The following is a 23,270-nucleotide window of genomic DNA, read 5'->3' on the forward strand; positions in this document are numbered from 1 at the left end:
CAGTCCTAGTAGCACATCGCAATGCCATTGCAGTACAACGGGTAACGTTCGATCGGGCTGGGCGGGGGCCCGGTCATCTGGAGCGAGAACGGCTGCTTCTTCATCTCCGGCTGCATCCCGCAGACGGGGCCGTGCAGGCTTGTGTGCGTGCCGCTCATGTTCTCGTCGCTGAACGCGTAGGTTTCGGTGGACGGTGCGGTGCCGCCGCCCGGACACGAAACGCCGTCCGATTTATCGACTTTGAAGGTCCACAGCATGCTGGACATCCGGGCCCTGCCGCTGAAGTTCTGTGCCTTGTCCGCGGGGGTGATCCGTTCGTTCGTCGAACTCACGATGTTCAGGGCGCAGTTCATCGCGAAGACGATGGGGTCGGAATAGTCGTTCATGTTCCGGGTTCCGGATGGCTGGTCGCATAGGGCCGAGATGGTCCAGGTCACCCCGGAGACACCCGCCTCGTTGTAGTTGTAGTTGCCGTCCGGCGGCGGTCCCACCGCGCGCGCCGGGTCGCCGGATTCCAGCGCAATCCCGGTGGCGACCGCGCAGAAGATGCCGGCGCCAGCGGCCAGCCCGCGACGGAGCTTCATCTGACCCCTCCCTTGACCGATGCATTGAGTATCACAGCGATTACGCGGCAACACCATGGGTTCTCGCGGCCTACTTGGCATCGTCGGGACGCGGCTCCGCCAACGCGTCGAGGAATGACCGCGCCCAGCGGTCGACGTCGTGCGCCAGGACTTGGCGACGCATCGATCGCATCCGGCGCCGGCCCTCCTCGACGGGCTGGTTGAGCGCCGCCTCGATCGCGTCCTTCACGCCGTCGAGGTCGTGCGGGTTGACCAGATAGGCCTGCCGGAGTTCGTCGGCGGCGCCGGTGAATTCGGACAGCACCAACGCGCCCCCGAGGTCGCTGCGGCAGGCAACGTACTCCTTGGCCACCAGGTTCATGCCGTCGCGCAGCGGGGTGACCAGCATGACGTCGGCGGCCACGAAGAAGGCGATCAATTCGTTGCGGGGGACCGGACGGTGCAAGTAGTGCACCACCGGATGACCGACCTCGGCGTATTCGCCGTTGATGTGTCCCACCTGGCGCTCGATGTCGTCGCGCAGAATCTGGTAGCTCTCCACCCGTTCGCGGCTCGGCGTCGCCAGCTGGACCAGCACGGTGTCGTCGCGCTTCGCGCGCCCCTCCGCGAGCAGCTCCGAGAATGCCTTCAGCCGCACGTCGATGCCCTTGGTGTAGTCGAGCCGGTCGACGCCGAGCAGCAGCTTGCGGGGGTTGCCCAACTCGGCCCGGATCTCCCGGGCGCGCCGCCTGATGTCGCGGTCGCGGGCGGCCTGGTCGAGCGAGGAGGAGTCGATGGAGATGGGGAAGGCGCCCACGCGGACGACGCGCGACCCGAGGTCGACCTCGCCGTATCGCGAGCGCACCCCGACCGATCCACGGGACGTGTTGACGCCGATCAGTCGCCGGGACAGGAACAGGAAGTTCTGCGCACCCCCGGACAGATGGAAGCCCACCAGGTCGGCGCCGAGCAGGCCCTCGATGATCTCGGTGCGCCAGGGGAGCTGCATGAACAACTCGACCGGCGGGAACGGGATGTGCAGGAAGAACCCGATGGTCAGGTCGGGCCGCAGCTCACGCAGCATCTTGGGAACCAGCTGCAGTTGATAATCCTGCACCCACACGGTCGCGCCCTGGGCGGCGGCGCGGGAGGTGGCTTCCGCAAAGCGCCGGTTGACGTCGACATAGCGTTCCCACCATTGGCGGTGGTAGATCGGCTTGACGATGACGTCGTGGTACAGCGGCCACAGCGTGGCGTTCGAGAACCCCTCGTAGTACTGAGCGATGTCGTCGGCGCTGAGCCGCACCGGTCGGAGCTCCAGGTCCTCCTGGACGATCGGCTCGTCGTCGAAGTCCGCCTCTTCCTCGGCGATGCCGGCCCACCCGACCCATGCGCCACGCCGGCGGCGTAGCAGCGGCTCCAGCGCCGTCACCAGGCCGCCCGGGCTGCGCTTCCACGCCTTGGTGCCGTCGGGCAGCCGCTCCTGGTCTACGGGAAGCCGGTTGGCGACCACCACGAAGTCGGAGTTGCCGAAGGTCGGCATCTTCGAGTCGTGCCCGTCCCCGGGGGTCATTTACGCGTCGAGTTTTGCGGGCCCAATGCCGAGCATGGACAGGAACACGCGGCACTCGTCGGCGTCGGTCGCGTACGCGGCGACGACCCGCCTGGCCTGGCTCGCGGTGCTGTCAGCGACTGGTTCGACGTCGCCGATCTCGCCAGGGTCAGATTTGGTAGCCATGACTTAACTGTAGGTGATGCGGGATGGGCAGGTGGGTGAGGACTTGATGTTCGAACTCGCCGGCCTCGTCCGCCCCGCACTCGCGCTGGGCGACACTCCTGGCGCCGCGCCGGTCACATCCGCGCGTAGCTCACGAGTTGTCCCCTGTTCAGCCGCCAATAACGCACATGTAGAACAACTGCCATATCCTCCTGGGAAACCGCCCCGGCTTCATCGTGACCAGCGACGTCTACGACTTCGGAAACAGAATGGTCCTCACCCCCGCTGACGTCCACAACGTCGCATTCTCGCGTCCGCGCATCGGCAAGCGTGGTTACAACGAGCAAGAGGTCGACATCTTCATCGACCTGGTCGAGGAAGAGCTCATCCGGCACCTGCAGAAGGAAGGCGAGCTACGCAACCGCTGCGCCGAGCTCCGCAAACGCGATGGCGCATTGGACAGCCGGGAAGCCGAGCTCTCCGAGCGCGAGGCGGCCCTCGTCCAGTACGAACACGAAGTGCGCGACCGGGAGAGCCGGGTGCGCGACCGGGAGGCGCGGCTCGACCAGCGGGCGGCCGGGCTCGCCAAGCGGACAAACCCGTTGCCCCAACAACTGGCCCAGATCCGGCACCGGGAGGAGCAGGTCGCCGAGCGGGAGGCCGAGCTGGCACAGCGGGCGGACGAGCTGGGGCGGCGGGAAGCCGAACTGCGCTTGCGGGTACAGCAGCAACAGGCCACCGTCTCTCCCGTCGCGGTGGACGCCGCCGCAGGCCAGGCGCAGCGAGCGTATCGCCACGCGCAGCCGCCGAAGTCCGCCGCGACCAACGGGTCGGCCCGCATCGATGAGATGCGCGCGGTCGCCTCGGTGAACGGGCGGCACGACATGGAGAGGATGGCCATCCGGGCCGTCACCGATCAGCTCGGCAACACCGTGACCGAGACCGTCCATGAGCGGACCCGGAGGGCCCCACTCGAGCACGACGGTCCCCGGTTACCCGCCAACCCCCAACTCGAACTCGAGCGGCTGAAGGCAGAGAACGCCGAGCTGAACCGCACGCTGCGTCTGCTCAAGGCGGCGGCCGCTTCCCTCGCGGCCGCCCTCGATCGTCCGTAGGCCGCCCACCCAGCGGTGACCCACTTACATACTGGCCGTAATGTGTAAACACGCGGACCTGACAACGAGTGAGGTGGGCCGAATGACAGTGTCAGAGCAAGCCGGTGCGCAGACGGGCGACGCCAACGCCGAAGAGTTGGTGAGCTACGAAACCCTCGACGAGGGCCGCATCGCGCGGATATGGCTCAACCGGCCCGACGCCCACAATGCGCAAAGCCGCGGCCTGCTGATCCAGCTCGACGAGGCGTTTCTGCGCGCCGAGGCCGACGACACCGTGCGCGTGGTGATCCTGGCGGCACGCGGCCGCAACTTCTCCGCCGGTCACGACCTGGGTTCGGAGCTGGCGATCGCCGAGCGCAGCCAGCTTCCGAGCTTCCGCATCAACGGTGGGACCCGGGATCCGATCGTGGAGAAGCTCTACCTGCAGGAGTGGCACTACTTTTTCCAGAACACCTGCCGCTGGCGGGATTTGCGCAAGATCACCATCGCCCAGGTACAGGGCAACGCGATCTCCGCGGGTCTGATGCTGATCTGGGCGTGCGACCTGATCGTGGCCGCCGACAATGCCAAGTTCAGCGACGTGGTCGCGGTGCGCCTGGGCATGCCGGGCGTCGAATACTACGCCCACCCTTGGGAATTCGGTCCACGTAAAGCCAAAGAGCTGCTGCTGACCGGAGATTCGCTCGACGCCGACGAGGCCTATCGGCTGGGCATGGTCTCCAAGGTGTTCCCGCTCGACGAGTTGGCGGACAAGACACTGGAATTCGCGCGGCGCATCGCCGACCGGCCCACGATGGCGGCGCTGCTCGTCAAGGACTCCGTCAATGCCGCTTCCGACGCAATGGGATTCACCGAGGCGTTGCGGCACGCGTTCCACATCCACGAGCTGGGGCACGCGCACTGGGCGGCCCACAACGAGAACAGGTACGCGGTCGGCCTGCCGCCCGACGTCGAAGACTGGCGCAACGCCAAGCCCACGCAGGTGGCCCGCCGCGATACGCCGTAGGCTCCGCGGGCACTTCCGTGGAGTGTGAAACCACGGCTTCCCGTGTGCGTCCGGGGTGCGATTTCGCCGTTTTCCCGCCCTGAGCGCACGGTCGAAGCCGGCAGCGCACACTCGAACGCCCCGCCAAGTCTGAGGCCGACGTGGCAGGTCTGACAGCTGGCCTATGCTAGAACCCGTTTCAGTTTCGGCGTTAGGGGCTCGGGCGTGCAGCTTTCTTTCGAAAACCGGACATACCTGGTTACCGGCGGTGGCAGCGGAATCGGCAAGGGCGTGGCCGCCGGGCTGGTGGCGGCCGGTGCCTCGGTCATGATCGTGGGCCGCAATCCCGACCGGTTGGCGGGCGCGGTCAGCGAGATCGAGGCGCTCGGGGGCGGCGGCTCCATTCGCTACGAGCCGACCGACGTCACCAACGAGGAGGAGGCCGTCCGCGCGGTAGAAGCCGCGACGGCCTGGCATGGTCAACTCCACGGGGCGGTGCATTGCGCGGGTGGCTCCGAGACGATCGGACCGATCACCCAGATTGACTCGGAAGGCTGGCGGCGCACCGTCGACCTGAACGTCAACGGGACCATGTACGTGCTCAAGCACGTCGCGCGCGAGCTGGTCCGGGGCGGCGGCGGATCGTTCGTCGGCATCTCGTCTATCGCCGCCAGCAACACCCACCGGTGGTTCGGTGCCTACGGGGTCAGCAAGTCGGCCGTCGACCACATGATGCAGTTGGCCGCCGACGAACTCGGCCCCTCCTGGGTGCGGGTCAACAGCATCCGGCCGGGCCTGATCCGCACCGATCTGGTCGCGCCGGTGTTCGCCCTGCCAGAGGTGAGCGGGGACTACAGCGAGTGCACGCCGCTGCCCCGGCCGGGAGAGGTCGAGGACGTCGCCAATCTGGCGCTGTTCCTGCTCAGCGACGCCGCCTCCTACATCACCGGTCAGGTCATCAATGTCGACGGTGGGATGATGCTGCGGCGCGGCCCCGACTACTCCGCCATGCTGGAGCCGGCGTTCGGCGGCGACGGGCTACGCGGAGTGGTCTGACGCCAAGCCGGCGTCCCAGTCGGCGAGCGTGGCGAGCGCCGACCAGTCCAGCTGCCCACCGCCGGTGGCCACCAGGGTGAGGAAGCGGTCGCGCAGCAGGCGTGCGACCGGTGGTGACTGCAGTTCTTCGGCAGCGGCGTCGAACAGCGCAGACAACGGCTGCAAAACCTGACGTCGGATTCGGCTACCGAGTAGGCCGCGGGCCATCCCGGCTGTCACCCGATAAACACCGCGGCGGCGTTGGTCCACTGGACCGCCTCGGTGATGGTTTGTTCAGTCACCTTGATCGACATTGTGTTGCACTTGTTGATAATTGGATCGTTTGATCTCTACGGGCTCAGGGATGATCACGACGCGGCCGGCGATGTGGTCGGCGACGGCTTGATACGCCGCAACCCCTCCGTCAAGCGGGTAGCTCGCTGCGATGGGTAGTGGCCGAAACTTTCCCGATTCGAAGTAGGGGCTGGTCTGTTGCAGGAGCCGCGCGGACTCAGTCACGTCGAGCTTGCGGCTGTCTGACCCGAGGATGCGGGTTTCATTGCGGTACAGGTCAATGAGGTCGATGTTTACCGTGCGGGCCCCGACGGCGCTGATTGCCACCAGCCGGCCGCGACGGCCCAGCGAGGCCAAAGCGGCCGCCGTGGTCACTCCGCCTACGGCGTCATAGACCACGTCGACGCCCGTGCCGCCGGTCAGCCGCTTGATGTCGGCGCCGACGTCAGCGGCGGGATCGAAAGCGACGAACTCGTCGATGACGGCTGCAGCAGGGCTATCCGGGCTGGGAACGCGCCGGCTCACGCCGATCACCCGGGCTCCCAGCGCGTGAGCGATCTGCGCGACCGCGCCGCCGACCCCGCCGGTAACGCCGAACACCGCGATGGTTTCGCCGTCCAGCAGCTGCGCGGACTCTACTGCTCCCAGCCAGGCGGTCACGAAGTTCACCCCAACCGCAGCGGCCTCCTCGAAGCTCAACTTTTCGGGTTTGCGCACCAGCGCACCCACGGGTACCGACATCAGTTCGGCATGCGAGCCGTCGCGGGTGAACCCGACATCTCCGCCGGTGCCCCACACCGCAACCCCCTGCCAGTCGGGCGGCCCGTCGATCACCACCCCGGCGAAGTCCCGCCCGGGGACGCGCGGCAGCGCCGTGCCTTCCATCGCCCCGGCCACGTTCTTGACGTCGGAAGGGTTCACCGACGCCGCGCGAACGCGGATCACCGCTTCCTGCGTCGTTCGCACCGGGTCCGGCACATCCACGACCCGAAGAACGGCGGGGTCACCGAAACGATCGAAGCGCAGCGCCCGCATGATCACGTCCCTCTGTGAGCTGTTTGGCAAAGCCGGACAGTGCTAGGACAACACCCGAAAGCATCTAGCGGCATTCTTTCCGACGGCGCGGAAAGCCGGCCGCTGCTAAGCCCGCGGGCCTGCCCACCAACTGCCGGTGGAGCTCACACCGTACCGCTGTGCCAGATCCTCGGCTTTGTCGAGGTCGTAGCTGATCCCGTAGCGTGCACCCAGAGCGTGTATCACCTCTTGACTGGTCTCCCCCGCCTCGGTGAGTTCGCCGAATCGGAGGAAGTAGCACTCGAATTGCCCACCGGGATTGGTGATTTCGATCATCCGCGCGGGCTTGTCGGTAGCGTTCCACAATGCGTGCCGGACACCGCGTGGACGAAAAATGCAGCTGCCGGTCGGGGCGACGAACTCCTCCTCGCCGACAAGGAAGCCCATCTCACCTTCCACCACGTAGCTGACTTGATCCTGCGCAGCGTGGGTGTGTGGGGCCACCATCACTTTCGGCCCGACCGGCTGCTCGTGCATGGTGTATGCACCGCCGGTCCACTCGGCGGACACCTTGTACACCACCGACATCGACCCGGTGCGGATGGCCTTGCCCGCGCCAGGGGGCAGGAACGCGACGGTGTCGCGCAAAGTCGTTGGCACCGAGCCGGGTTGCTCGCCCGCTTCCGGCGGCGTCGCGACGCGCGTTTCAGGATGGCGCATCACAGCAAACCACGGATGCTGCCACCATCCACACCCCAGACCGTCCCGGTGATGAATGACGCTGCGTCGGAGGCCATGAACGCGATCACCCGCGCGACTTCGTCGGGCGTGCCCATCCGCCCTGCCGGGATCTGGCGCTGGGCCAGTTCGTGTTCCACCGCGGCCTTGGCGTCCCGGCCGTGCAGCGTGCCGAGCGTGTCGGCGAACCCGCCGGGGCGAGTCCACAGCGGTGTCCACACCGGTCCCGGCGCCACCGCATTGACTCGCACGCTTGGACCCTCGGTCAGCGCCAACGACTTGGTCACCGACAGCAGGCCGACCTTGGAGACCTGGTAATCCATTGGTGCGGCCTCCGGTTGACGAGCCAGGTCCGACGAGTTGTTGACAATGCTGCCGCTACCACGCAACCGCATCCCGGGTAGCACATACCGAATCGCGCGGATCGCCGAGAAGAGATTGATCTGCAACGTCGCCGCCCAGTCGTCATCGGTGAGTTCGTCAAACGTCCGCGCGAAGCATTGCCCGACGTTGTTCACCAGAACGTCGGCTGTGGCGTCATAGGGACGCAACGCCATCTCCAGCCCGTCGACGACACCCCAGGCAGTGGACAGATCGGCGGCGGCGGTGGACACCTCCGCGTTCAGCGCGCAGACCTGTTCGGCAGTGTTCTCCAGCTCGTCCTTCGCCACATCGACGAGCGCCAGCCGCGCGCCCTCCTTGGCGAATTCCAGTGCGGTGGCCCGCCCGATCCCGCTCGCCGCGCCCGTCACGACGACGACGCGGCCTTCGAGTCCGAGTTTCATGCCACCGCCACCTCGGTCGAGATCAGCCGCAGCTCATCTTGGCCGGAGACGTTGCTGATGCGCCGTGTTGCCCCGGCGGGCAACCCCACACAGAGCCCCGGACCGCCGTCGTAGGTCTCGTCCTCGACAGTGATCGCGGCGCTTCCGTCCAGGACAAAGATCACCTCGGCGCACTCGGGCAATGAATAGTCCCCGAGGCGGGCCTGAGGTTCGAGACGAACCTCGCTGAAAGCCCGCCAGGGCCCGGTGAATATCTCCGTCAACATAACGCGGGACAGGTGGACCGGCTGCGGCGAATCGCGGAATCCATCCACCGTGCGCATCCGATCCGCCATGGGAATGAACATCGGATCCGCGGACGGGCCTTCACCGGGGAAAACCTCGGCGACAAAGAAGACCATGTCTTCTTCACCGGTGTTCTTGATGGAGTGCCTGCCGCCGATCGGAGTGGTGATCAGATCGCCTGCGCGCACCTGGTGCGTTCGGCCGTTAACCTGCATGGTGGCCACGCCGGACAGGACGTAGTAGATCTCCTCGGTGCGCAGGTGGACGTGCTCGCCGACGCCTGCCCCGGGCAGCAGCGTGACATGTTCGATGGTGTTCCACTCGCCCTGCAGGTGTGCGCCGTACGCGAGTTGCTTCCATCGGGCGGTGCCCGTTCCACCGATTTGCCGGATTGTGGTGGCCAGACCACTGGTGTCGTTGATGATCGGCCCGTATCCAGAGTAAGCCGTTGATAACGCTGTCATGATGCCTGCACTTTCGTCAGCGCCGCGTCCGTCGCAACCTGTGGCTAGGATCCCGGCAGGTAACTGCCGATGGCGCAGCGCAGAATGTCCTCGTCCACCTGGGTGATGATGTTGTCGTCGACCCAGTGCGGGCGACCGAGTCCCTCCAGGATGACCATGTCGGCCATTCCCGGACGGGACGGGACGTACCCGCGCTTGTTGTCGCGACGGACGGCGGAGATGATCTCGTCGACCGTAAGCTGTGACGGCAGTTCAACGGGAGCGCCGTTGCGCTCCAACAGAACTCGATGTGCCGCTTCATCGGCCTCGTCCAGGAAACCGAGCAGACGCGAAACACGTGCGGCGACCAGCATGCCGACACCGATCGCATGGCCGTGCCGCAGTGTCCCCCCCGTGAGCAGCTCGGCCGCATGGCCGACGGTATGCCCGTACTCGAGCACCAACGCTTCCCGCTTCTCCCGGTGGTCGTTTCGCATCACAGTGGCCTTGGCCGTCACGCACAGATCGATGAACTCGGCGATCGTCTCCGATGCGTACACCGCGTCGGGCCGCAGCTTCGCGGCGATCTCGTCGTACCGGTCCGGGCAAATTCCCAAGACATTCTTGATCATCTCGCAGAGCGCGGCCTGGATCTCTTCCGGCGGCAGCGTCGCAAGGAAATCCAGGTGGTTCCACACCAATACAGGGGCATGAAAGGTTCCGAGGTGATTCTTGCCTATGCGCGAATTGACCGCCTGCTTCAATGACAGCACCGAGTCCGACATCCCGAGCAAGGTAGTCGGCAAGTGCACCAACCGAATTCCGCGAAAAATCAGCGCCGCCAACAGACCTGCGACATTGCCCGCCAGTCCGCCGCCGAGGGCGACGACCACCGAGTTGCGGGTGACTCCGCTGCCGATGACCTCCTCGGCCAGTCGGTCCAAAGTCTCGATGTTCTTGGCCTTCTCCGTGTTCGGTGCCGTGAACACTCCGGTCGGACCGACGCCGACAAGGCAGTTTTCCACCGCATGCACAATCGCCGACGGCACCCCGTCATCGGTGATGACAATGAACCGGTCGGCGTCGAGTTCGACCATGCGACTGGCGAATTCAGCCCATGATTGATCACCCGAATGAACGTGGAACGGATAGCGGAAGTCGCCAAACTGGACCTCGCGCTCGCACGCAATGACCGACATGCCCGCTGTACTCATCGGATTCCTTTCCCCCCACCGTCAAGGCATCTGCGCCGTGCCGGAGCGATACACAATGTATCGCAGTGATACGTAATGTATCGGACGCGGCATGCTAACGGGTGAACGTCCCATGACGTTTCTGTATAAGCGGGTCGACGCGTGTAACCAATTGGCGCTCTGCAGTCCAAGGCCAGCGAAAAGCGCATGCAACAGTTTTGGGGCTTAAGGAAGCGCCAACAGGCCAGGCCCGCAAAGCGCGATGACATCGAATCATGCTGCGGAGGCGGCGGTTAGCCCTTTTTCAAGGGCGTGGCCAGCTGAGGGCGGCGATCGCTATCTGGGGCCCTCTAGGGTCACCGCCGTTGACTAACGACTTTGTACTCATCCTGCGTTCCCCGTCGCGACGGCGGCAGATGGTTTGGTGTCCAGCTGTTTTCGCGGCGCCATGATGCGAGCGAAGACTGCGAAAGCGCCTGCGGCAAGCACCGTCGCTCCGAGCGGAATAGCGCTGTGCCGGTCGAGTCCGGTTACCGGGGCCGCGATCGCGCCGAGAGCGAACTGGATCATGCCGAGGGCCGCAGCGGCAGTTCCGGCTGCTTCCGGGTGCTGGTCGAGGGCAAGGGCTGCAGCGTTGGGCATTGTCAGACCGGTGCTGGCGACCATGACGAACAGAGGCACCACCAGTGCCCAGAGGTAGGGATTGTGGTGGGTGGTGACGATCACCAGGAATACGGCTGCCGCTCCGCCGGCGACGCCGACGAGGCCCAGATCCAGCAGCGTGCGCGGGGAGAAATGTTGCAAGAGGCGGGCGTTGACGACGTTGGCAAGTAGAACCCCGGCGGAGTTGAGCGCGAAGAACAGCGCGAACTGTTGCGCCGACATCTGAAACAGGCCCTCGAAGATGAACGGGGACGCCGAGATATAGGCGAACATCGTTGTGAACGTGAAACCACCTGCCAGCGCGTAGCCGGTGAAACCAGGGTCGGCGATCAGCCGTCGCAGCGCGTCCGCTCTGACGGCGAATCCGCCGCGTGCGCGGCGCGCGACCGGCAGGGTTTCGTCGACCCAGGCGTAGGCGCAGCCCACGAAGATCAGGCCGAGTCCGGCGAGGGCGAGGAATACGCCGCGCCAGTTGGTGATCCGCAGCAGCTGGGCGCCGACGGTCGGCGAGATGACCGGGGCAATGGCATTGACGGCCATTAGGATCGAGTAGGCCCGGGCGGCGGCGCGGCCCGAGTAGAGGTCGCGGACTATGGCGAAACAGATTGCGATCCCGGCCGCGCCGGCGCAGCCTTGCAGCAGCCGGAACAGGTCGAGGGTAACGATGTTGGGCGCGCTCGCGCACAGCGCCGACGCCAGGACGAACACCGCCATGGCGGCCAGCAGGGGCCTGCGGCGGCCCCAGCTGTCGCTCAGCGGCCCGGCGACCAATTGGCCTGCCGCCAGCCCGAATAGGCAGGCGGTCAGCGAGGACTGTATCCCGGCCGGGGTGGTGTGCAACGCGGCGGCGGCCTGGGGCAGGCTGGGCAGGTACACGTCGGTGGTCACCGGTCCAAACGCCGACAGCGCGCCGAGCATGACGAGCAATCGGGCGCGCAAGGGGGCCCGAGGCCCCGCGTCGCTGCGCGAGTCGATATCGAAGGTCTTATCCAGTCTGCTCCCGGTCCGACCCTGCGGTTTTGCGGCTTGATCAGCCAACACCAGCTTCTCCGGGCCTAGTACCGGGCCGGACCCGGATGGACGCCGAACGTCGGCCGATCCAGACCGAGAAGGAGGGATACGGGATCCGGTGGGACTTGGCTCACGCCGCCGATCACCGGGAGTCCCGCGTTGCAGTCCATCGCTACCTCGTCCGATCTGGTTCGCTGCGCTTGGATCGGAGATACCCACTGGAGATGCATCCCCTGCATTGATACGAAGCCATCACCGCTGATACGAGAAGTATCGGCGTGATACGCACAGTATCCGTTCGCGGACCACCAGGCAAGGCCCGGTGTTTTACAAACGCGTTTCGGTCAATCACCCGAAGCGGGGCTTGAACCACAGCCGAGTCAACGGTGGGTTTCTCGATCGCGCCTCAATCATCGAAGAGCGGCGCGGACGGTGCGCGGCGCTTTGCTACGTAAAGCCAAGTGCACCAACATTACCGACGAATTTGGCGGTGGCTGTGCAAAGAACCCGAGTGCGCCTGCCTGGGCTCGCGTGGATCCTCGCCGGCCCACCGCAATGCTTGGCCACCATCACACATTCGTCATTGATGCGGAACACGTTGCAGCAGTTGATAAGCGGACGAGATTCGGCAACAGACAAAGACGCCATCCGGTGATCGGAATGCTCAGTCCTATGGCCTACGAACAATCTCTCGACGCGGCCACCCAAGCCGGATAACCCCCCTGTCCACTTTTCGTCGGAAACCTCAGTCGCCAGATCAGGATGGAAGACCGATCAACCCTTCGCGGTCATCCATGGCCTTGCGGGTGAGGGAGTTGAGTTGGTCCGCGTCACGCTTGCTCAAGCAGTAGGAGGCCCATGCCGTAAGAGAGCGCCCACGTGATGCCATCGGCGCCCGGCACCAGGAGCACCTCCGCGGCCCGATGTCCGTGCATCCACTTTGCCTTGATTCGGGCCCCATTCGGGCCACACCTTGCGATGATGGGCACGGCTAGTGACGGACAAGCACGGGAGCGGCAATGGAGCGACTCAAGGGCAAGCGGATCCTGGTGACGGGCGCCGCGTCGGGAATCGGCCAGGCCACCGCGCTGCGCCTACTGGATGAGGGCGCCACCGTGGTGGCCTCCGACGTCGCGGAGGCCGGCCTGGACGCCACGCGGGCCCGCGCGGACGAGGCCGCGACCGCCGCTCGCCTGACCACCATGCCGATGGACGTGGGCAACGAGGATTCGGTGGTCGAGGGGGTGGCGCGGGCCGTCGAAACGCTCGGCGGGTTGGATTCGTTGGTCAACGCCGCCGGCATCCTGCGCGCCGCGCACACCCACCAGACCACCCTGGAATTGTGGAACAAGATCGTCGGCGTCAACCTGACCGGCACGTTTCTGGTTGTGCGGGAAGCACTTCCGGCGCTATTGGCGAATTCGCGCAGTGCGATCGTGAACTTCAGCTCGACGTCCGCCTCGTTCGCTCACCCGTATATGGCGGCGTACGCCGCCAGCAAGGGCGGGATCCAGGCGTTCACGCATTCGCTGGCGCTCGAGTACGCCCGCGCCGGCCTGCGCGCGGTGTGCGTGGCGCCCGGGAGCATCAAGTCCGGGATCACCGACGCAACCGGCGGATACATCCCGAAAGACGCTGACTGGGCGCTGTTTTCGAGGTTGATGCCAATTCTGCCGACCACGGTCGAGTCCAGCGGGACCGGGATGGCCGATCCGTCCGTGGTGGCCGGGGTGATCGCCATGCTGGTGTCCGAGGACGGCGCGTTCATCACCGGAACCGAAATCCGCATCGACGGCGGGACGCACGCTTAACTCGATGTCGGCGACCCGCAGCGCCCGGCTGAGCCGCGCTGGCGATCGCCGAGACTCGATGTCGGCGACCCGCAGCGCCGGGCTGCGCCGCGCTGGCGATCGCCGAGACTCGATGTCGGCGACCCGCAGCGCCCGGCTGCGCCGCTAGTTAACGCACGGAACGCCGTCGCCGTCGATCGGCTTCCCCTGATCGGGCGTCGGATAGGTCGTGGTGGTGCCGTTGTAGTAGTAGGTCTTGGCCTTGGTCGACGTCGTCGTGCTCGCGGTGTCGTCCGTGCTGTCGTCAACCATCGACACGGTGAAATTGGTATCCACGGTCACCCTGATGTGGCCGGGCTGAACGGTGGGGTCGGGATGGCTGGGCGCGTCGAGGCCGAGCAGCTTGGCCACGTTCGCGGCGTCGGTTTCCGCACCGGCACCGTAGGCGACCGTGCTGTCCGTCGGCTCGCCCGAACTGCGGTCGCGGGTCTGGCCCGTCGTGTAGCCGTGGTTCTGCAGGGCGCGCGACACCTCCGTCGCGAGTCCACTGGTGCTGCCGGCATTGATCACATCGACGACGGTCGACGGGCTCGGCTTGGCGGCCGTGGTGGCGGGTGTTGTGGTCGGCGGCGAGGCGCCGATGGCCGCGGCCACCTCGGCCTTGATCGCCGCCGGATCGACGATGTTGACGTCCTGACCGTCGATGTTGTCGTAGCGCACCACCGGCAGCGTCCGGAACTCCACGTGGCCGCCGGAGGCCAGCGAACCCAGCCGCTGGATCATCTCCTCGTCCCAACCGGCTGAGAGCACCACGTCCTTACGTGCCACGGCCATCAGGCTCTTGAGCTTGTCCAGATTCGTGAACGTCCCCGCGGCCTGCAGTTCCTGCATGACCGACGAAATGAACGCCTGCTGCCGGTGGGTGCGGTCCAGGTCCCCGTTCTCCAGGCCGTGGCGTTGCCGGACAAAGGACAGGGCCTGGGAGGCATCCAAGGTCTGTCGCCCGGCCGGAAAGTCGGCGCCCGAGTACGAGTCGTAGACGGGATGGTTGAGGCAGACCTCCACCCCGCCGAGGCTTTGGGCCAGATCGTAGAAGCCGGCCAGGTTGACCTCGGCGAAGTAGTCGATGGGGACGCCGGTCAGACTGCGCACCGCGCGCAGCGTCGCCGCGCGGCCGGCTTCGCGGCCCTTGGTCTCGAGTTCCTTCTGGCTGCTGGTGCCCTGGTTGGCGAGCTTTTGCGCGACGTACTGCTTGGTCAGGCCGTACGCCTCCTTGATCTTGATGTGGTTGTATCCCGGCACCCCGTTGAAGGCCACCCAGTCGTCGCGCGGGATCGAGAAGGCGACGACTTTGTCGTCGGCCCCGACGTGCACGAGGATCAAGGTGTTGGTGTTGTAGCCGCCGTCGTCGGAATCGCCCGCGTGCAGATGCTTCAAGATCGACCAGGGCAGGTCGTTGCCCTCCTGGTCTTTGCGGGAGTCCAGCCCGATCAGCAGGATGTTCATGTTGTCGCCGCTGGATCGCGGGTCGTCGGGCTGCAGGGCGTTCGAAACGGTGATGCCGCCCAGCGCGCCGTGAGCGACGTAGTACCCCGCCCCGGTCAGGCCGATTGCCGCAACGGAGACCAGCGCGCCCAGGGTGCGCGTCAGCCCCTTGCGGAATCGGGAGGGCTGTCGGACGGCTCGATGACGGTGGTGAGCACCGCCAGAGCGGGCCATCACAAACCTCTGTCCAGACCCAGCGCATCGCCGGGCACCGCGGCGGCGGTTTGCGGCGATGTCGCTTCAAGCATGGTGTCAAGTATGCGTTAGCTTGCTGTGAAGGCCCCAATCGAGGACGGTTGCCAGGCGCGCTCCGCGGGGGCCGCCGGGCCGTCCATCGCAGCGGCAATATCGGTCTGACCAGCGTGTTCCGTCCTGGCCATCGCGCCGGGGTTTCGCTAATGTCACACGACCGGCGGGACCGAATCGAACTTGTTATCGAGCCGAGATGAGGGCTACGGGGCCTTCACGAGGTCCTGGCCCGACTCGTAGAAAACGGCGATGTTCGAGCCGGTCGCGATCTCTGCGAGGTAAACACCGAGCGGCTCGACCTCGTAGTAGTAGTGAATATTGCCCTGGGGGTCCACCGCCGTCGCGCACGACAAGCCCGGCGCCCCGCAGCGTTGCTTGATGGGTACGGCGAGAACGGCGAGGGCCACCACCACGGCGATCCCGACCATCAGCCGAACCCTGCTGACCGCCCTCCTGGCCGTTGGCGCCGGATGCATCACCGTTGGAGTCTAAGCGGCAGACGCGCCCGATTCGGCGCGGCGCAGTAGGTTTTCCAGCTATGGCCATTGCAAGCCCCGACGGTGCGGCGTCGCCGCAGACCCGGGTCGAGGTACTGGGAAACATCGGGCCCAACTGGTTCGCCTCGGTGATGGGCACCGGGATCGTGGCCAGCGCCGGCGCGTCCCTGCCCGTGCACGCAGTGGGGCTGCGCGCATTCGCCCAGGTGGTGTGGGTGATCGCCGCCGCCCTGCTGGTGGTACTGATCGTGCTCGTCGGGGGGCACTGGCTGCGGCACCCGACGGTGGCGCGCACCCACGCGCGCAATCCGCAGATGGCACACTTCTACGGCGCCGCGCCGATGGCGCTGATGACCGTCGGCGGGGGAGCGGTGCTGGTCGGCAGGGACCTCATCGGCGAGCGCCTCGCCGTCGACCTGGATTGGGTGCTGTGGACGGCGGGAACGCTGGGCGGCCTGTTCACCGCGGTCAGCATTCCGTTCTTGATGTTCACCCAGCACAACGTGGAGCCCGACGCGGCCTTCGGGGGCTGGCTGATGCCGGTGGTTCCACCCATGGTGAGCGCGGCAATGGGTGCGCTGCTGCTGCCGCACATGGCGGTAGGCACCGGACGCGAAACCATGCTCTTGGGCTGCTACGCGATGTTCGGCCTGTCGTTGCTGGCTTCCCTGAACATCATCGCCATGATCTGGGCGCGCCTGACCCTGTACGGCACGTCGGGCTCGGCGCGCGTGCCGACACTGTGGATCGTTCTGGGCCCGCTCGGCCAATCCATCACCGCTGCAGGGCTCTTGGGTGCTACCGCGGCACTGGCCGTCGACCGCGACCTGGCCGAGGAGATGAACGCCTTCGCGATCCTGTACGGAGTTCCGGTGTGGGGTTTCGCGGTGTTGTGGATCGCGCTGGCCACCGCGCTCACCGTGCGTACGCTGCGGCGCGGCATGCCGTTCGCGCTGACGTGGTGGAGCCTGACCTTCCCGGTGGGAACGTTCGTCACCGGCACCTCCCAGCTCGCCGGCCATACGCATCTGCCCGCGTTCCGGGCGGCCGCGGCCCTCGCGTACGCGGGGCTGTTGTTCACCTGGTTGCTGGTGGCCGCGCGGACTGCGCGGGGGAGCCTGCGCGGCAATCTGCTCAAGCTGCCGCCGAGCACCGCGCCGGTCAAAGCCAGCAAGGAGCCGGTGTCCTGAGCGGCGGCGGTCCGGCTTCGTCCGCGTTTCGGCTCCCGGGATAGGCGGGTAGGCAACCCGGGAGCCGATCGGAGGGCTGAGCGATGGACACCACCGATTCGCCGCAGCGGGGCACCCCCACTGAGATGCCCGAGCGGCTGAGGCCGGCCCAGACACCCGAACGGCTCACACCGGCGGAAGACATCGGAGGTTGAGGATGCGTGCTGAGGAAGGCGACGAAACGGTCAACGACTATGCCGCGGAGGGAAAACAGGCTCTCGGCAGGATCAAGGCTTCTCAATGGGCCGGGAATCGGCTCGGCGATGTCGCCCGACGGTTTTCGCGGCTATGGCGGGGCGACCACTCGCCGGAAGGCAAACGGAACGCGTCCCGGTAGTCACGCGGGCGCCGGGTACCGGTGGGCCCACGGGGCGGCTTCCTCGAGTTGGGCCGCCAGCTGCAGGAGGTCGCCGTCGGCGCCCAGTCGCCCGACGAATTGGACGCCGAGGGGAAGCCCCGCGTCGGTCCAGTGCAGGGGGACGCTGATCGCGGGGCGTCCGGTGATGTTGGCGAGCTGCGTGTAGGGCACCCATCCCAGGCTCTCGCGGACCAATTGGTCGAGAATGCCGCTGAGCGCCAGGAGTTTTCCCGCGCGCACCTTGCTGGCGATGCGGGCCGCCCGTTGGAGTGGTCGGGGCGTGGCCGTCGCGCCGACCCGAAGCGGGGGCGTGGCCAGGGTGGGGGTCAGCAAGCAGTCGAAACTCTCGTGGAAAGCCGCCAGGGATCTGATGTGGTTGTTGCGGTTCTCCAACGCGAAGATCGGTGCCAGCACCCCGGTGGACCGGGCGAGTTCACTCACGGCCAAGGTGTCGGCCTCGAAATCGCGGTCGCCGGCGCCGGTGCGTTGTCTGGCGTCGGCGACGTGCTGGTAGAGCTGGGCGAACCAGATGATGAGAAAGTCGCGCGCCAGGGCGGCGTCGTCGTACGGCGGCCGAACCTCCTCGAGCCGGTGTCCCAGATCGCTCAGGAGCGACACCGCCCGTTCGACCGCGGCGACGGCTTCCCGGTCGGGCTGCGGGTTGATCGCCGAGGACCACGAGTACCCGATCCTCAGCGTGCCCGGACGACGCTGGATGTGTTCGGCGAACGCGCCTTGCGGAAGGGCGACTTCGTAGGCGGCGTGCGCATCGCGGCCGACGATCGCGTCGCAGAGCGCGGCGCTGTCGCGGACGGTGCGCGAGACGACGCCCTGGGTCACCATCCCGAACATCGGCTCGCCGGTCTGCGGCCCATACGGCGAAAGCCCCCGGCTGAGCTTGAGGCCGACGAGCCCGTTGCAGGCGGCCGGGATGCGGATCGATCCGCCGCCGTCGTTGGCCCCCGCGGCCGGCACGATCCCGGACGCAACCGCCGCTCCCGAACCGCCCGATGAGCCGCCGGGGGTGTGCTGGGTGTTCCAGGGGTTGCGCGCCGGCCCCCAGTAATCCGATTCCGTCACCCCCTTGGCCCCGAACTCGGGGGTGTTGGTCATGGCGAAGATCACCAGCCCCGCGTCCAGGAACCGCTGCGTCACCAGCGCGTGTTCGTCGGACACGTCGTTGGCCAGCGACCGGGAACCGCTCGACGTCGGGAAGCCGCGATACTCCTGGGCGAGGTCTTTGATCACGAAGGGCACACCGGCGAACGGCCCGGACAGGGCCGCGTCGGCGGCCCGCCTGTCCGCGACTTCGCCCAGGTGGCGGACGATCGCGTTCAACCGTGGATTGACGGCGTCCGCCCGCTGCCGGGCCAGTGCGAGAAGTTCGGACGCCGTGACCTGCTTGCGCTCGACCAGTTCGGCCAACGCGGTCGCGTCCATGGACATGTACTCGTCAAGCCGCATGGGTTTCTCCTCGGGACGCCCCGCTGCATCGTATTGAAGCGGCTTAGTATCACCTGATGCCCATGGCAGTGGAGCCGTTTTCGATCCAGGGGACCGGTGGCGTGCGCATCGTCGCCGACCGGTTGGGGGATCCGCAAGCGCGGGCCGTGGTGTTCCTGCACGGTGGCGGGCAGACGCGTCGCTCCTGGGGCAGGGCCGCGGCCGCCGTCGCGCAGCGCGGCTGGCAGGCCGTGACCGTCGACCTGCGCGGCCACGGGGAATCCGACTGGTCCGACGAGGGCGACTACCGCGTCGTCAGCTTCGCCGGTGACGTCCGGGAAGTGCTGGGGACGCTGCCCCCGCAACCGGTGCTGGTCGGCGCCTCCTTGGGCGGCTTCACGTCGATGCTGCTCGCCGGTGAGCTCTCCCCGGGCATCGCCAGCGCGGTCGTGCTGGTCGACATCGTGCCGAACATGGATCAATCCGGGGCGAATCGGATTCACGCCTTCATGTCCGAGCGGGTGGAATCGGGGTTCGCTTCACTCGACGAGGTCGCTGACGCGATCGCCGAGTACAACCCGCACCGGCCGCGGCCCACCGACCTGGACGGCCTGACCACGAATCTGCGCCGCCGCGGCGATCGCTGGTACTGGCACTGGGATCCCCAGTTCATCAGCGGAACCGCCGCGTTTCCCCCGTTCGAGGTCACCGACCCCGATCGCATGCACGCGGCCGTCGACGCGATCCTGCGTGACGGCGTGCCGATGCTGTTGATCCGGGGACAGGTGAGTGACCTCGTCAGCCAGGAACGTGCGGACGAATTCCTGGCGCGCTTCCCGCAGGTCGAATTCACCGACGTGCGCGGTGCCGGGCACATGGTCGCCGGTGATCGCAACGACATCTTTGCCGACGCCGTGCTGGGCTTCCTCGCCCGGCACGTCGCCGGCTGATCGCCGGCTCGTCGTCATCGAAGCGAAACTGGTTGTCGGGCAGAGGGAATGCCACTGATTTGGCGTTCATGTCAATTCGCTTGGGTGGCTGACGGATCCGTCCTGAACACCCGGGCGGCCGCAACCCGTTGACGCTGTTAGCATGCTGCCCGACACATCAAGAGAGGTGGCGTGGCCATGCGGTGGTTGCGAGGGTTGGGCCTGGTCGGTGCTGTGGTCGTCGCCGCGACGGCGTTGGCGAACCCCGTATGGGCGGATGCGGGCGTGGCGCCGGGTATGAAGGTCGAGGATGAAAACAACTCGTGCACAGCGGGTTTCGCGGCACAGGGTATCGACGGCAGCTATTACCTGATGACCAGCGGCCACTGCGACGCCCACGACGGTTCGTTGTGGACGTACGGGAATGCGTTACCGCTCGGGCGGATCAGCGCCAGCGAGCAGGAGGGCGAGATACGCGACGCGGCGATCATCCGCCTCGACCCGGGTGTCGGCGCGCCGATAGGTGATGTCGGCGGACGGTATGTGGTTCGGGATGTGTTGCACAGCGACCAGATTCGCGAGGGGGCGCCGTTCTGCAAGATCGGTGCGGTCACCGGCGAAACCTGTGGTGTCGTCAAGCATGTGGAAGGTGGCATTGTCACGGCCAGTGTGTTCAGCCTGAATGGGGACAGCGGCAGCCCTGGTTTCGTGAAGAACGACGACGGCAGCGTGAGTGCGGTGGGTTTGTTGATGTCTTCGCCCGACGGAGACGACAACACCACCGACTTCGTACTCGTCGATCCGCTACTGGGCAAGTGGGGGTTGCGCGTCCTGCCGTGATAGGCGGCCGTCGCGACACCGGGTTTGTGTCCCACGGGCAGCGGGTAACCGCGCTCGCGGCATCTGGGCGTCCGTGCTGGATCGGCGCGGCCCGGCCAGTGGAGTTGGCCGTGCGACACGAGCGACACGAAGGAGAGCAGCAGTGAAGCGTGGGATCGTCTTCGGCGCGGCGGGCTTGGCCGTAGTGGCCGCGGCCTGCGCCGGCTGTTCGAGTAACGAGCCCAACACCGGATCCTCGTCCTCGTCCCCATCGGCGGCCGGTCCGCAGGTCATCGTGGACGGTCAGGCGCAGAACGTCAGCGGCCAGGTCACGTGCATCCAGTCCGGCGACAACACCAACATCGGCATCGGTGATCCCACGGCCGGTGTCGGCGCGGTGGTCGGCAACGCGAACCCACCCATCGTGCACTCGGTCGGACTCGGCAGCGTCAACGGCATCACACTCGGCTTCTCCGACGCCGCTCCCAATCAGGGCGGCAACGCCGGAGCCGCCGTGAACGGGAAAACCTATGCAATCAAGGGCACAGCGACGGGTCTCGACATGAGCAATCCGCAGCAACCGCAGCAGGTGACCAAGTCGTTCGAGTTGGACGCCACCTGCCCGTAGCGCAGGCGATCGACACCCGAGAGGGGACGCAGTCATGTCTATGAAACGTGTCGTCAGCGCGGCGGCGGTTGCGGCCGGCCTGAGCATCTCCGCGGTCACCTTGACCGCGGGTTCGGCCTTCGCGGCCCCGCTCGACCCGCCGCCGCCGTGCCCGAACTGCCACGGCGGCGGCGGTGGCGGGGGTAACCCCGGCGGCGCCGGCGGCCCGCAGAGCGGGCCGGGCGGTGAGCAGAGCGGACCCGGCGGCGCGCCGGGTGGGCAGAACAATCCTCCTCAAGGGGGGCATGGGCAGAACCCGCAGGGTGGGCAATCCAACGCGCCGGCGAGCGAGCACAGCGCACCGCCGCCGCAGGGCAGCCAGGCCCTGAACCCGCCGAGCACCCAGCCTCCGCACCAGCCCTACGTCCCGCGGGGCACCTACGCGAGCGGCAACGCACAAGTGGGCGGGCCCGGCGATGCGCGGGCCGGCTTCAGCGTGGTGGACCACGGCGCGCCGCCACCGCCGCCGCCGCGCGGCCACGGCTGGAATGACGGTCCGGCACCGGGCCACCCGCCGCCACATTGGGTGGGCGCGCCGCCTCCGGGCGGCTGGGACGGTCCACCGCCTCCCGGCGGCTGGAACCGTCCGTGGTCCGGGCCGCCGCGTGACCTCACCGCCGCGCAGGCCGATTTCGGGCCGTTCCAGTACGACACCTACACCGCCATCCCGGTCTTCAACTGGCAGTTCGGTGGTTGGGGTTTCTGGTACATGGGGGTCTGGGTTCCGCTGTACTGACGGCCCGGGCTGAGCCGATCACCGCGTCGGGCCGCCGCCGGCTGGTGCGGCCGGTGCGCCCGTCGGCGGGCGGCGCGCGGGTCGTCATGGCAGGCTCCGGGAATGGATGTGCGAGAAAACGTTCGCCGGGCCATCGAGGTCATGACGGCATGGACGTCGGACAGCGGCAATGAATTCGCGTGGAACCGGCTCGTTGAAAACGTCACCAACGAACCCGACGGCGAAATCATGCTGTTGATGGGCTTCGTCAATCTCGCCGGCGAGTTGGGCATCAAGCTGGAGAAGGCGACCGGCCAGACGATGCGCACCCATCTGCAAGACATCGCCCTGAAGTACCTGTGAGGGCCGCATGAACACCACGGGAAGGCCGTTCACTCAAGTCAGTCGCGACGGCGGCGTGCTCACCATCGAGCTGACCAACTCCAAGCCGCTCAACATCGTCGGCACGCCCGCCATCGAGGAGTTGACGCAGGCATTCCACACCGTCGGCCATGGCGATGACGTTCGGGTGGTCGTGCTGCGCGGGGCGGGGGACGCCGCCTTCATCGGGGGCGCCGATATCCATGAGATGGTCGCCCTGGACCGCTTCAGCGCCGAGGTGTTCATCCGTCGGCTCGCGGGCATCTGTGAGGCGATCCGTCAATGCCCCGTCCCGGTCATCGCCCGGCTCGCCGGGTACTGCCTCGGCGGTGGGCTCGAGGTCGCGATGTGCTGCGATCTTCGGATCGCCGAATCCGGAGCCAAGTTCGGCATGCCCGAAGTGGCGGTCGGCATTCCCTCGGTGATCCATTCGGCCTTGATGCCGGCGCTGATCGGGGCGTCGCACGCGGCCTGGCTCCTGCTGACCGGCGAAACGATCGATGCCGGCACGGCCGTCGCCTGGGGCCTGGTGCACCAGGTGGTCGCCCCCGACGCGCTTGACTCTCGCATCGCCGAACTCGCCGGGAAGCTCGCGGGATTCGGCCCGCACGCGGTCCGTCAACAGAAGCGCCTGCTCAACAAGTGGTTCGACATGACGGTCCACGGGGCGATCGAGGACAGCATCGAGCAGTTCGGACTGGCGTTCCTGACCGGGGAGCCCCAAGAGCACATGCGGGCGTTCCTCGCCCGCAAGAAGGGCCGAGGGTAGCGCGCCTCACTTGGGACGGCGGCCCTGAAATCCGTTGC

General features: G+C 66.9%; 24 protein-coding genes and 1 pseudogene. 12 read left to right on the plus strand and 13 right to left on the minus strand.

What is annotated here, in order from left to right:
* Nucleotides 1-5 precede the first annotated feature (5 nt).
* The 3 genes from U8D42_RS25310 to U8D42_RS25320 form a co-directional block, all read right to left on the minus strand.
* Nucleotides 6-584 (minus strand): hypothetical protein, encoded by a 579-nt coding sequence (locus U8D42_RS25310; protein ID WP_322860466.1) that lies wholly within the window; start codon nucleotides 582-584, stop codon nucleotides 6-8.
* A gap of 70 nt (nucleotides 585-654) precedes the next feature.
* The gene (locus U8D42_RS25315; RefSeq protein WP_085243069.1) at nucleotides 655-2,136 is read right to left on the minus strand and encodes an alpha,alpha-trehalose-phosphate synthase (UDP-forming); all 1,482 of its coding nucleotides are present in this window, start codon (nucleotides 2,134-2,136) and stop codon (nucleotides 655-657) included.
* Nucleotides 2,137-2,301, minus strand: a complete 165-nt coding sequence (locus tag U8D42_RS25320; protein WP_007166428.1) for a hypothetical protein — start codon at nucleotides 2,299-2,301, stop codon at nucleotides 2,137-2,139.
* Nucleotides 2,302-2,516: 215 nt separating this feature from the next.
* On the opposite strand from U8D42_RS25320, the gene U8D42_RS25325 reads away from it, so the two are divergent.
* From U8D42_RS25325 to U8D42_RS25335, 3 genes are all read left to right on the plus strand, one after another.
* Entirely contained in the window at nucleotides 2,517-3,395 is an 879-nt protein-coding gene (locus U8D42_RS25325; RefSeq protein ID WP_322860467.1) for a DivIVA domain-containing protein, read from the plus strand.
* 82 nt (nucleotides 3,396-3,477) lie between these two features.
* Complete coding sequence (locus U8D42_RS25330; RefSeq protein WP_322860468.1) at nucleotides 3,478-4,401, plus strand: enoyl-CoA hydratase; 924 nt, start codon at nucleotides 3,478-3,480, stop codon at nucleotides 4,399-4,401.
* Between the two features lie 204 nt (nucleotides 4,402-4,605).
* On the plus strand, nucleotides 4,606-5,436 hold the full coding sequence (locus U8D42_RS25335; protein ID WP_322860469.1) for an SDR family oxidoreductase: 831 nt from the start codon (nucleotides 4,606-4,608) through the stop codon (nucleotides 5,434-5,436).
* On the opposite strand, the pseudogene U8D42_RS25340 reads toward U8D42_RS25335, so the two are convergent.
* The 7 genes and pseudogenes from U8D42_RS25340 to U8D42_RS25370 all read right to left on the minus strand — a co-directional run.
* Nucleotides 5,419-5,574: pseudogene (locus U8D42_RS25340) on the minus strand (NAD(P)-dependent oxidoreductase); the annotation flags it as partial. The gene U8D42_RS25335 and the pseudogene U8D42_RS25340 overlap by 18 nt on opposite strands.
* A 135-nt stretch (nucleotides 5,575-5,709) precedes the next feature.
* On the minus strand, nucleotides 5,710-6,744 hold the full coding sequence (locus tag U8D42_RS25345) for a quinone oxidoreductase family protein (RefSeq protein ID WP_322860470.1): 1,035 nt from the start codon (nucleotides 6,742-6,744) through the stop codon (nucleotides 5,710-5,712).
* Nucleotides 6,745-6,849: 105 nt separating this feature from the next.
* Nucleotides 6,850-7,443: a cupin domain-containing protein gene (locus U8D42_RS25350; protein ID WP_322860471.1), complete on the minus strand. Its 594-nt coding sequence runs from the start codon at nucleotides 7,441-7,443 to the stop codon at nucleotides 6,850-6,852.
* On the minus strand, nucleotides 7,443-8,246 hold the full coding sequence (locus U8D42_RS25355) for an SDR family NAD(P)-dependent oxidoreductase (protein WP_322860472.1): 804 nt from the start codon (nucleotides 8,244-8,246) through the stop codon (nucleotides 7,443-7,445). The genes U8D42_RS25350 and U8D42_RS25355 overlap by 1 nt, the downstream gene beginning before the upstream one ends.
* Nucleotides 8,243-8,995 carry a cupin domain-containing protein gene (locus tag U8D42_RS25360; RefSeq protein WP_322860473.1) on the minus strand — a complete coding sequence of 251 codons (753 nt, stop codon included), beginning with the start codon at nucleotides 8,993-8,995 and terminating at the stop codon, nucleotides 8,243-8,245. The genes U8D42_RS25355 and U8D42_RS25360 overlap by 4 nt, the downstream gene beginning before the upstream one ends.
* 44 nt (nucleotides 8,996-9,039) lie before the next feature.
* Nucleotides 9,040-10,173, minus strand: coding sequence for a 2-deoxy-scyllo-inosose synthase (locus tag U8D42_RS25365; protein ID WP_158089998.1), 1,134 nt, complete (start codon nucleotides 10,171-10,173; stop codon nucleotides 9,040-9,042).
* Nucleotides 10,174-10,551: 378 nt separating this feature from the next.
* Nucleotides 10,552-11,748, minus strand: coding sequence for a multidrug effflux MFS transporter (locus U8D42_RS25370; protein ID WP_348636931.1), 1,197 nt, complete (start codon nucleotides 11,746-11,748; stop codon nucleotides 10,552-10,554).
* 1,112 nt (nucleotides 11,749-12,860) lie between these two features.
* Here U8D42_RS25370 and U8D42_RS25375 point away from each other — a divergent pair.
* Nucleotides 12,861-13,652 (plus strand): SDR family NAD(P)-dependent oxidoreductase, encoded by a 792-nt coding sequence (locus U8D42_RS25375; protein WP_085243061.1) that lies wholly within the window; start codon nucleotides 12,861-12,863, stop codon nucleotides 13,650-13,652.
* Between the two features lie 144 nt (nucleotides 13,653-13,796).
* Here the strand turns inward: U8D42_RS25375 and U8D42_RS25380 are convergent, their stop codons facing one another.
* Both U8D42_RS25380 and U8D42_RS25385 read right to left on the minus strand, forming a co-directional pair.
* Complete coding sequence (locus tag U8D42_RS25380) at nucleotides 13,797-15,350, minus strand: LCP family protein (RefSeq protein WP_322860475.1); 1,554 nt, start codon at nucleotides 15,348-15,350, stop codon at nucleotides 13,797-13,799.
* A gap of 278 nt (nucleotides 15,351-15,628) precedes the next feature.
* A complete protein-coding gene (locus U8D42_RS25385) occupies nucleotides 15,629-15,901 on the minus strand; it encodes a hypothetical protein (RefSeq protein WP_085243059.1) in 273 nt (90 codons plus the stop codon).
* A 62-nt stretch (nucleotides 15,902-15,963) separates the two neighbouring features.
* Between U8D42_RS25385 and U8D42_RS25390 the strand changes: the two genes are divergently transcribed.
* Together U8D42_RS25390 and U8D42_RS25395 are read left to right on the plus strand one after the other, a co-directional pair.
* The gene (locus U8D42_RS25390) at nucleotides 15,964-17,112 is read left to right on the plus strand and encodes a TDT family transporter (RefSeq protein ID WP_322860476.1); all 1,149 of its coding nucleotides are present in this window, start codon (nucleotides 15,964-15,966) and stop codon (nucleotides 17,110-17,112) included.
* 196 nt (nucleotides 17,113-17,308) lie between these two features.
* Nucleotides 17,309-17,488: a hypothetical protein gene (locus U8D42_RS25395; protein ID WP_322860477.1), complete on the plus strand. Its 180-nt coding sequence runs from the start codon at nucleotides 17,309-17,311 to the stop codon at nucleotides 17,486-17,488.
* Here the strand turns inward: U8D42_RS25395 and U8D42_RS25400 are convergent, their stop codons facing one another.
* On the minus strand, nucleotides 17,489-18,973 hold the full coding sequence (locus tag U8D42_RS25400) for an amidase (RefSeq protein ID WP_322860478.1): 1,485 nt from the start codon (nucleotides 18,971-18,973) through the stop codon (nucleotides 17,489-17,491).
* Between the two features lie 62 nt (nucleotides 18,974-19,035).
* Between U8D42_RS25400 and U8D42_RS25405 the strand changes: the two genes are divergently transcribed.
* The 6 genes from U8D42_RS25405 to U8D42_RS25430 all read left to right on the plus strand — a co-directional run bounded on the left by U8D42_RS25405 (nucleotide 19,036) and on the right by U8D42_RS25430 (nucleotide 23,232).
* Nucleotides 19,036-19,902, plus strand: a complete 867-nt coding sequence (locus tag U8D42_RS25405) for an alpha/beta fold hydrolase (protein WP_322860542.1) — start codon at nucleotides 19,036-19,038, stop codon at nucleotides 19,900-19,902.
* Between the two features lie 171 nt (nucleotides 19,903-20,073).
* Complete coding sequence (locus tag U8D42_RS25410; protein ID WP_085243055.1) at nucleotides 20,074-20,721, plus strand: trypsin; 648 nt, start codon at nucleotides 20,074-20,076, stop codon at nucleotides 20,719-20,721.
* A 142-nt stretch (nucleotides 20,722-20,863) separates the two neighbouring features.
* Nucleotides 20,864-21,328 (plus strand): lipoprotein LpqH, encoded by a 465-nt coding sequence (locus tag U8D42_RS25415; protein ID WP_322860479.1) that lies wholly within the window; start codon nucleotides 20,864-20,866, stop codon nucleotides 21,326-21,328.
* Between the two features lie 40 nt (nucleotides 21,329-21,368).
* Nucleotides 21,369-22,103, plus strand: coding sequence for an MAP_0585 family protein (locus tag U8D42_RS25420; RefSeq protein ID WP_322860543.1), 735 nt, complete (start codon nucleotides 21,369-21,371; stop codon nucleotides 22,101-22,103).
* A gap of 102 nt (nucleotides 22,104-22,205) precedes the next feature.
* On the plus strand, nucleotides 22,206-22,445 hold the full coding sequence (locus U8D42_RS25425; RefSeq protein ID WP_068051249.1) for a hypothetical protein: 240 nt from the start codon (nucleotides 22,206-22,208) through the stop codon (nucleotides 22,443-22,445).
* A gap of 7 nt (nucleotides 22,446-22,452) precedes the next feature.
* A complete protein-coding gene (locus U8D42_RS25430) occupies nucleotides 22,453-23,232 on the plus strand; it encodes an enoyl-CoA hydratase (RefSeq protein WP_322860480.1) in 780 nt (259 codons plus the stop codon).
* Nucleotides 23,233-23,270 lie beyond the last annotated feature (38 nt).

Source organism: Mycobacterium europaeum, assembly GCF_034555895.2.
GTDB classification, from domain to species: Bacteria; Actinomycetota; Actinomycetes; order Mycobacteriales; family Mycobacteriaceae; genus Mycobacterium; species Mycobacterium europaeum.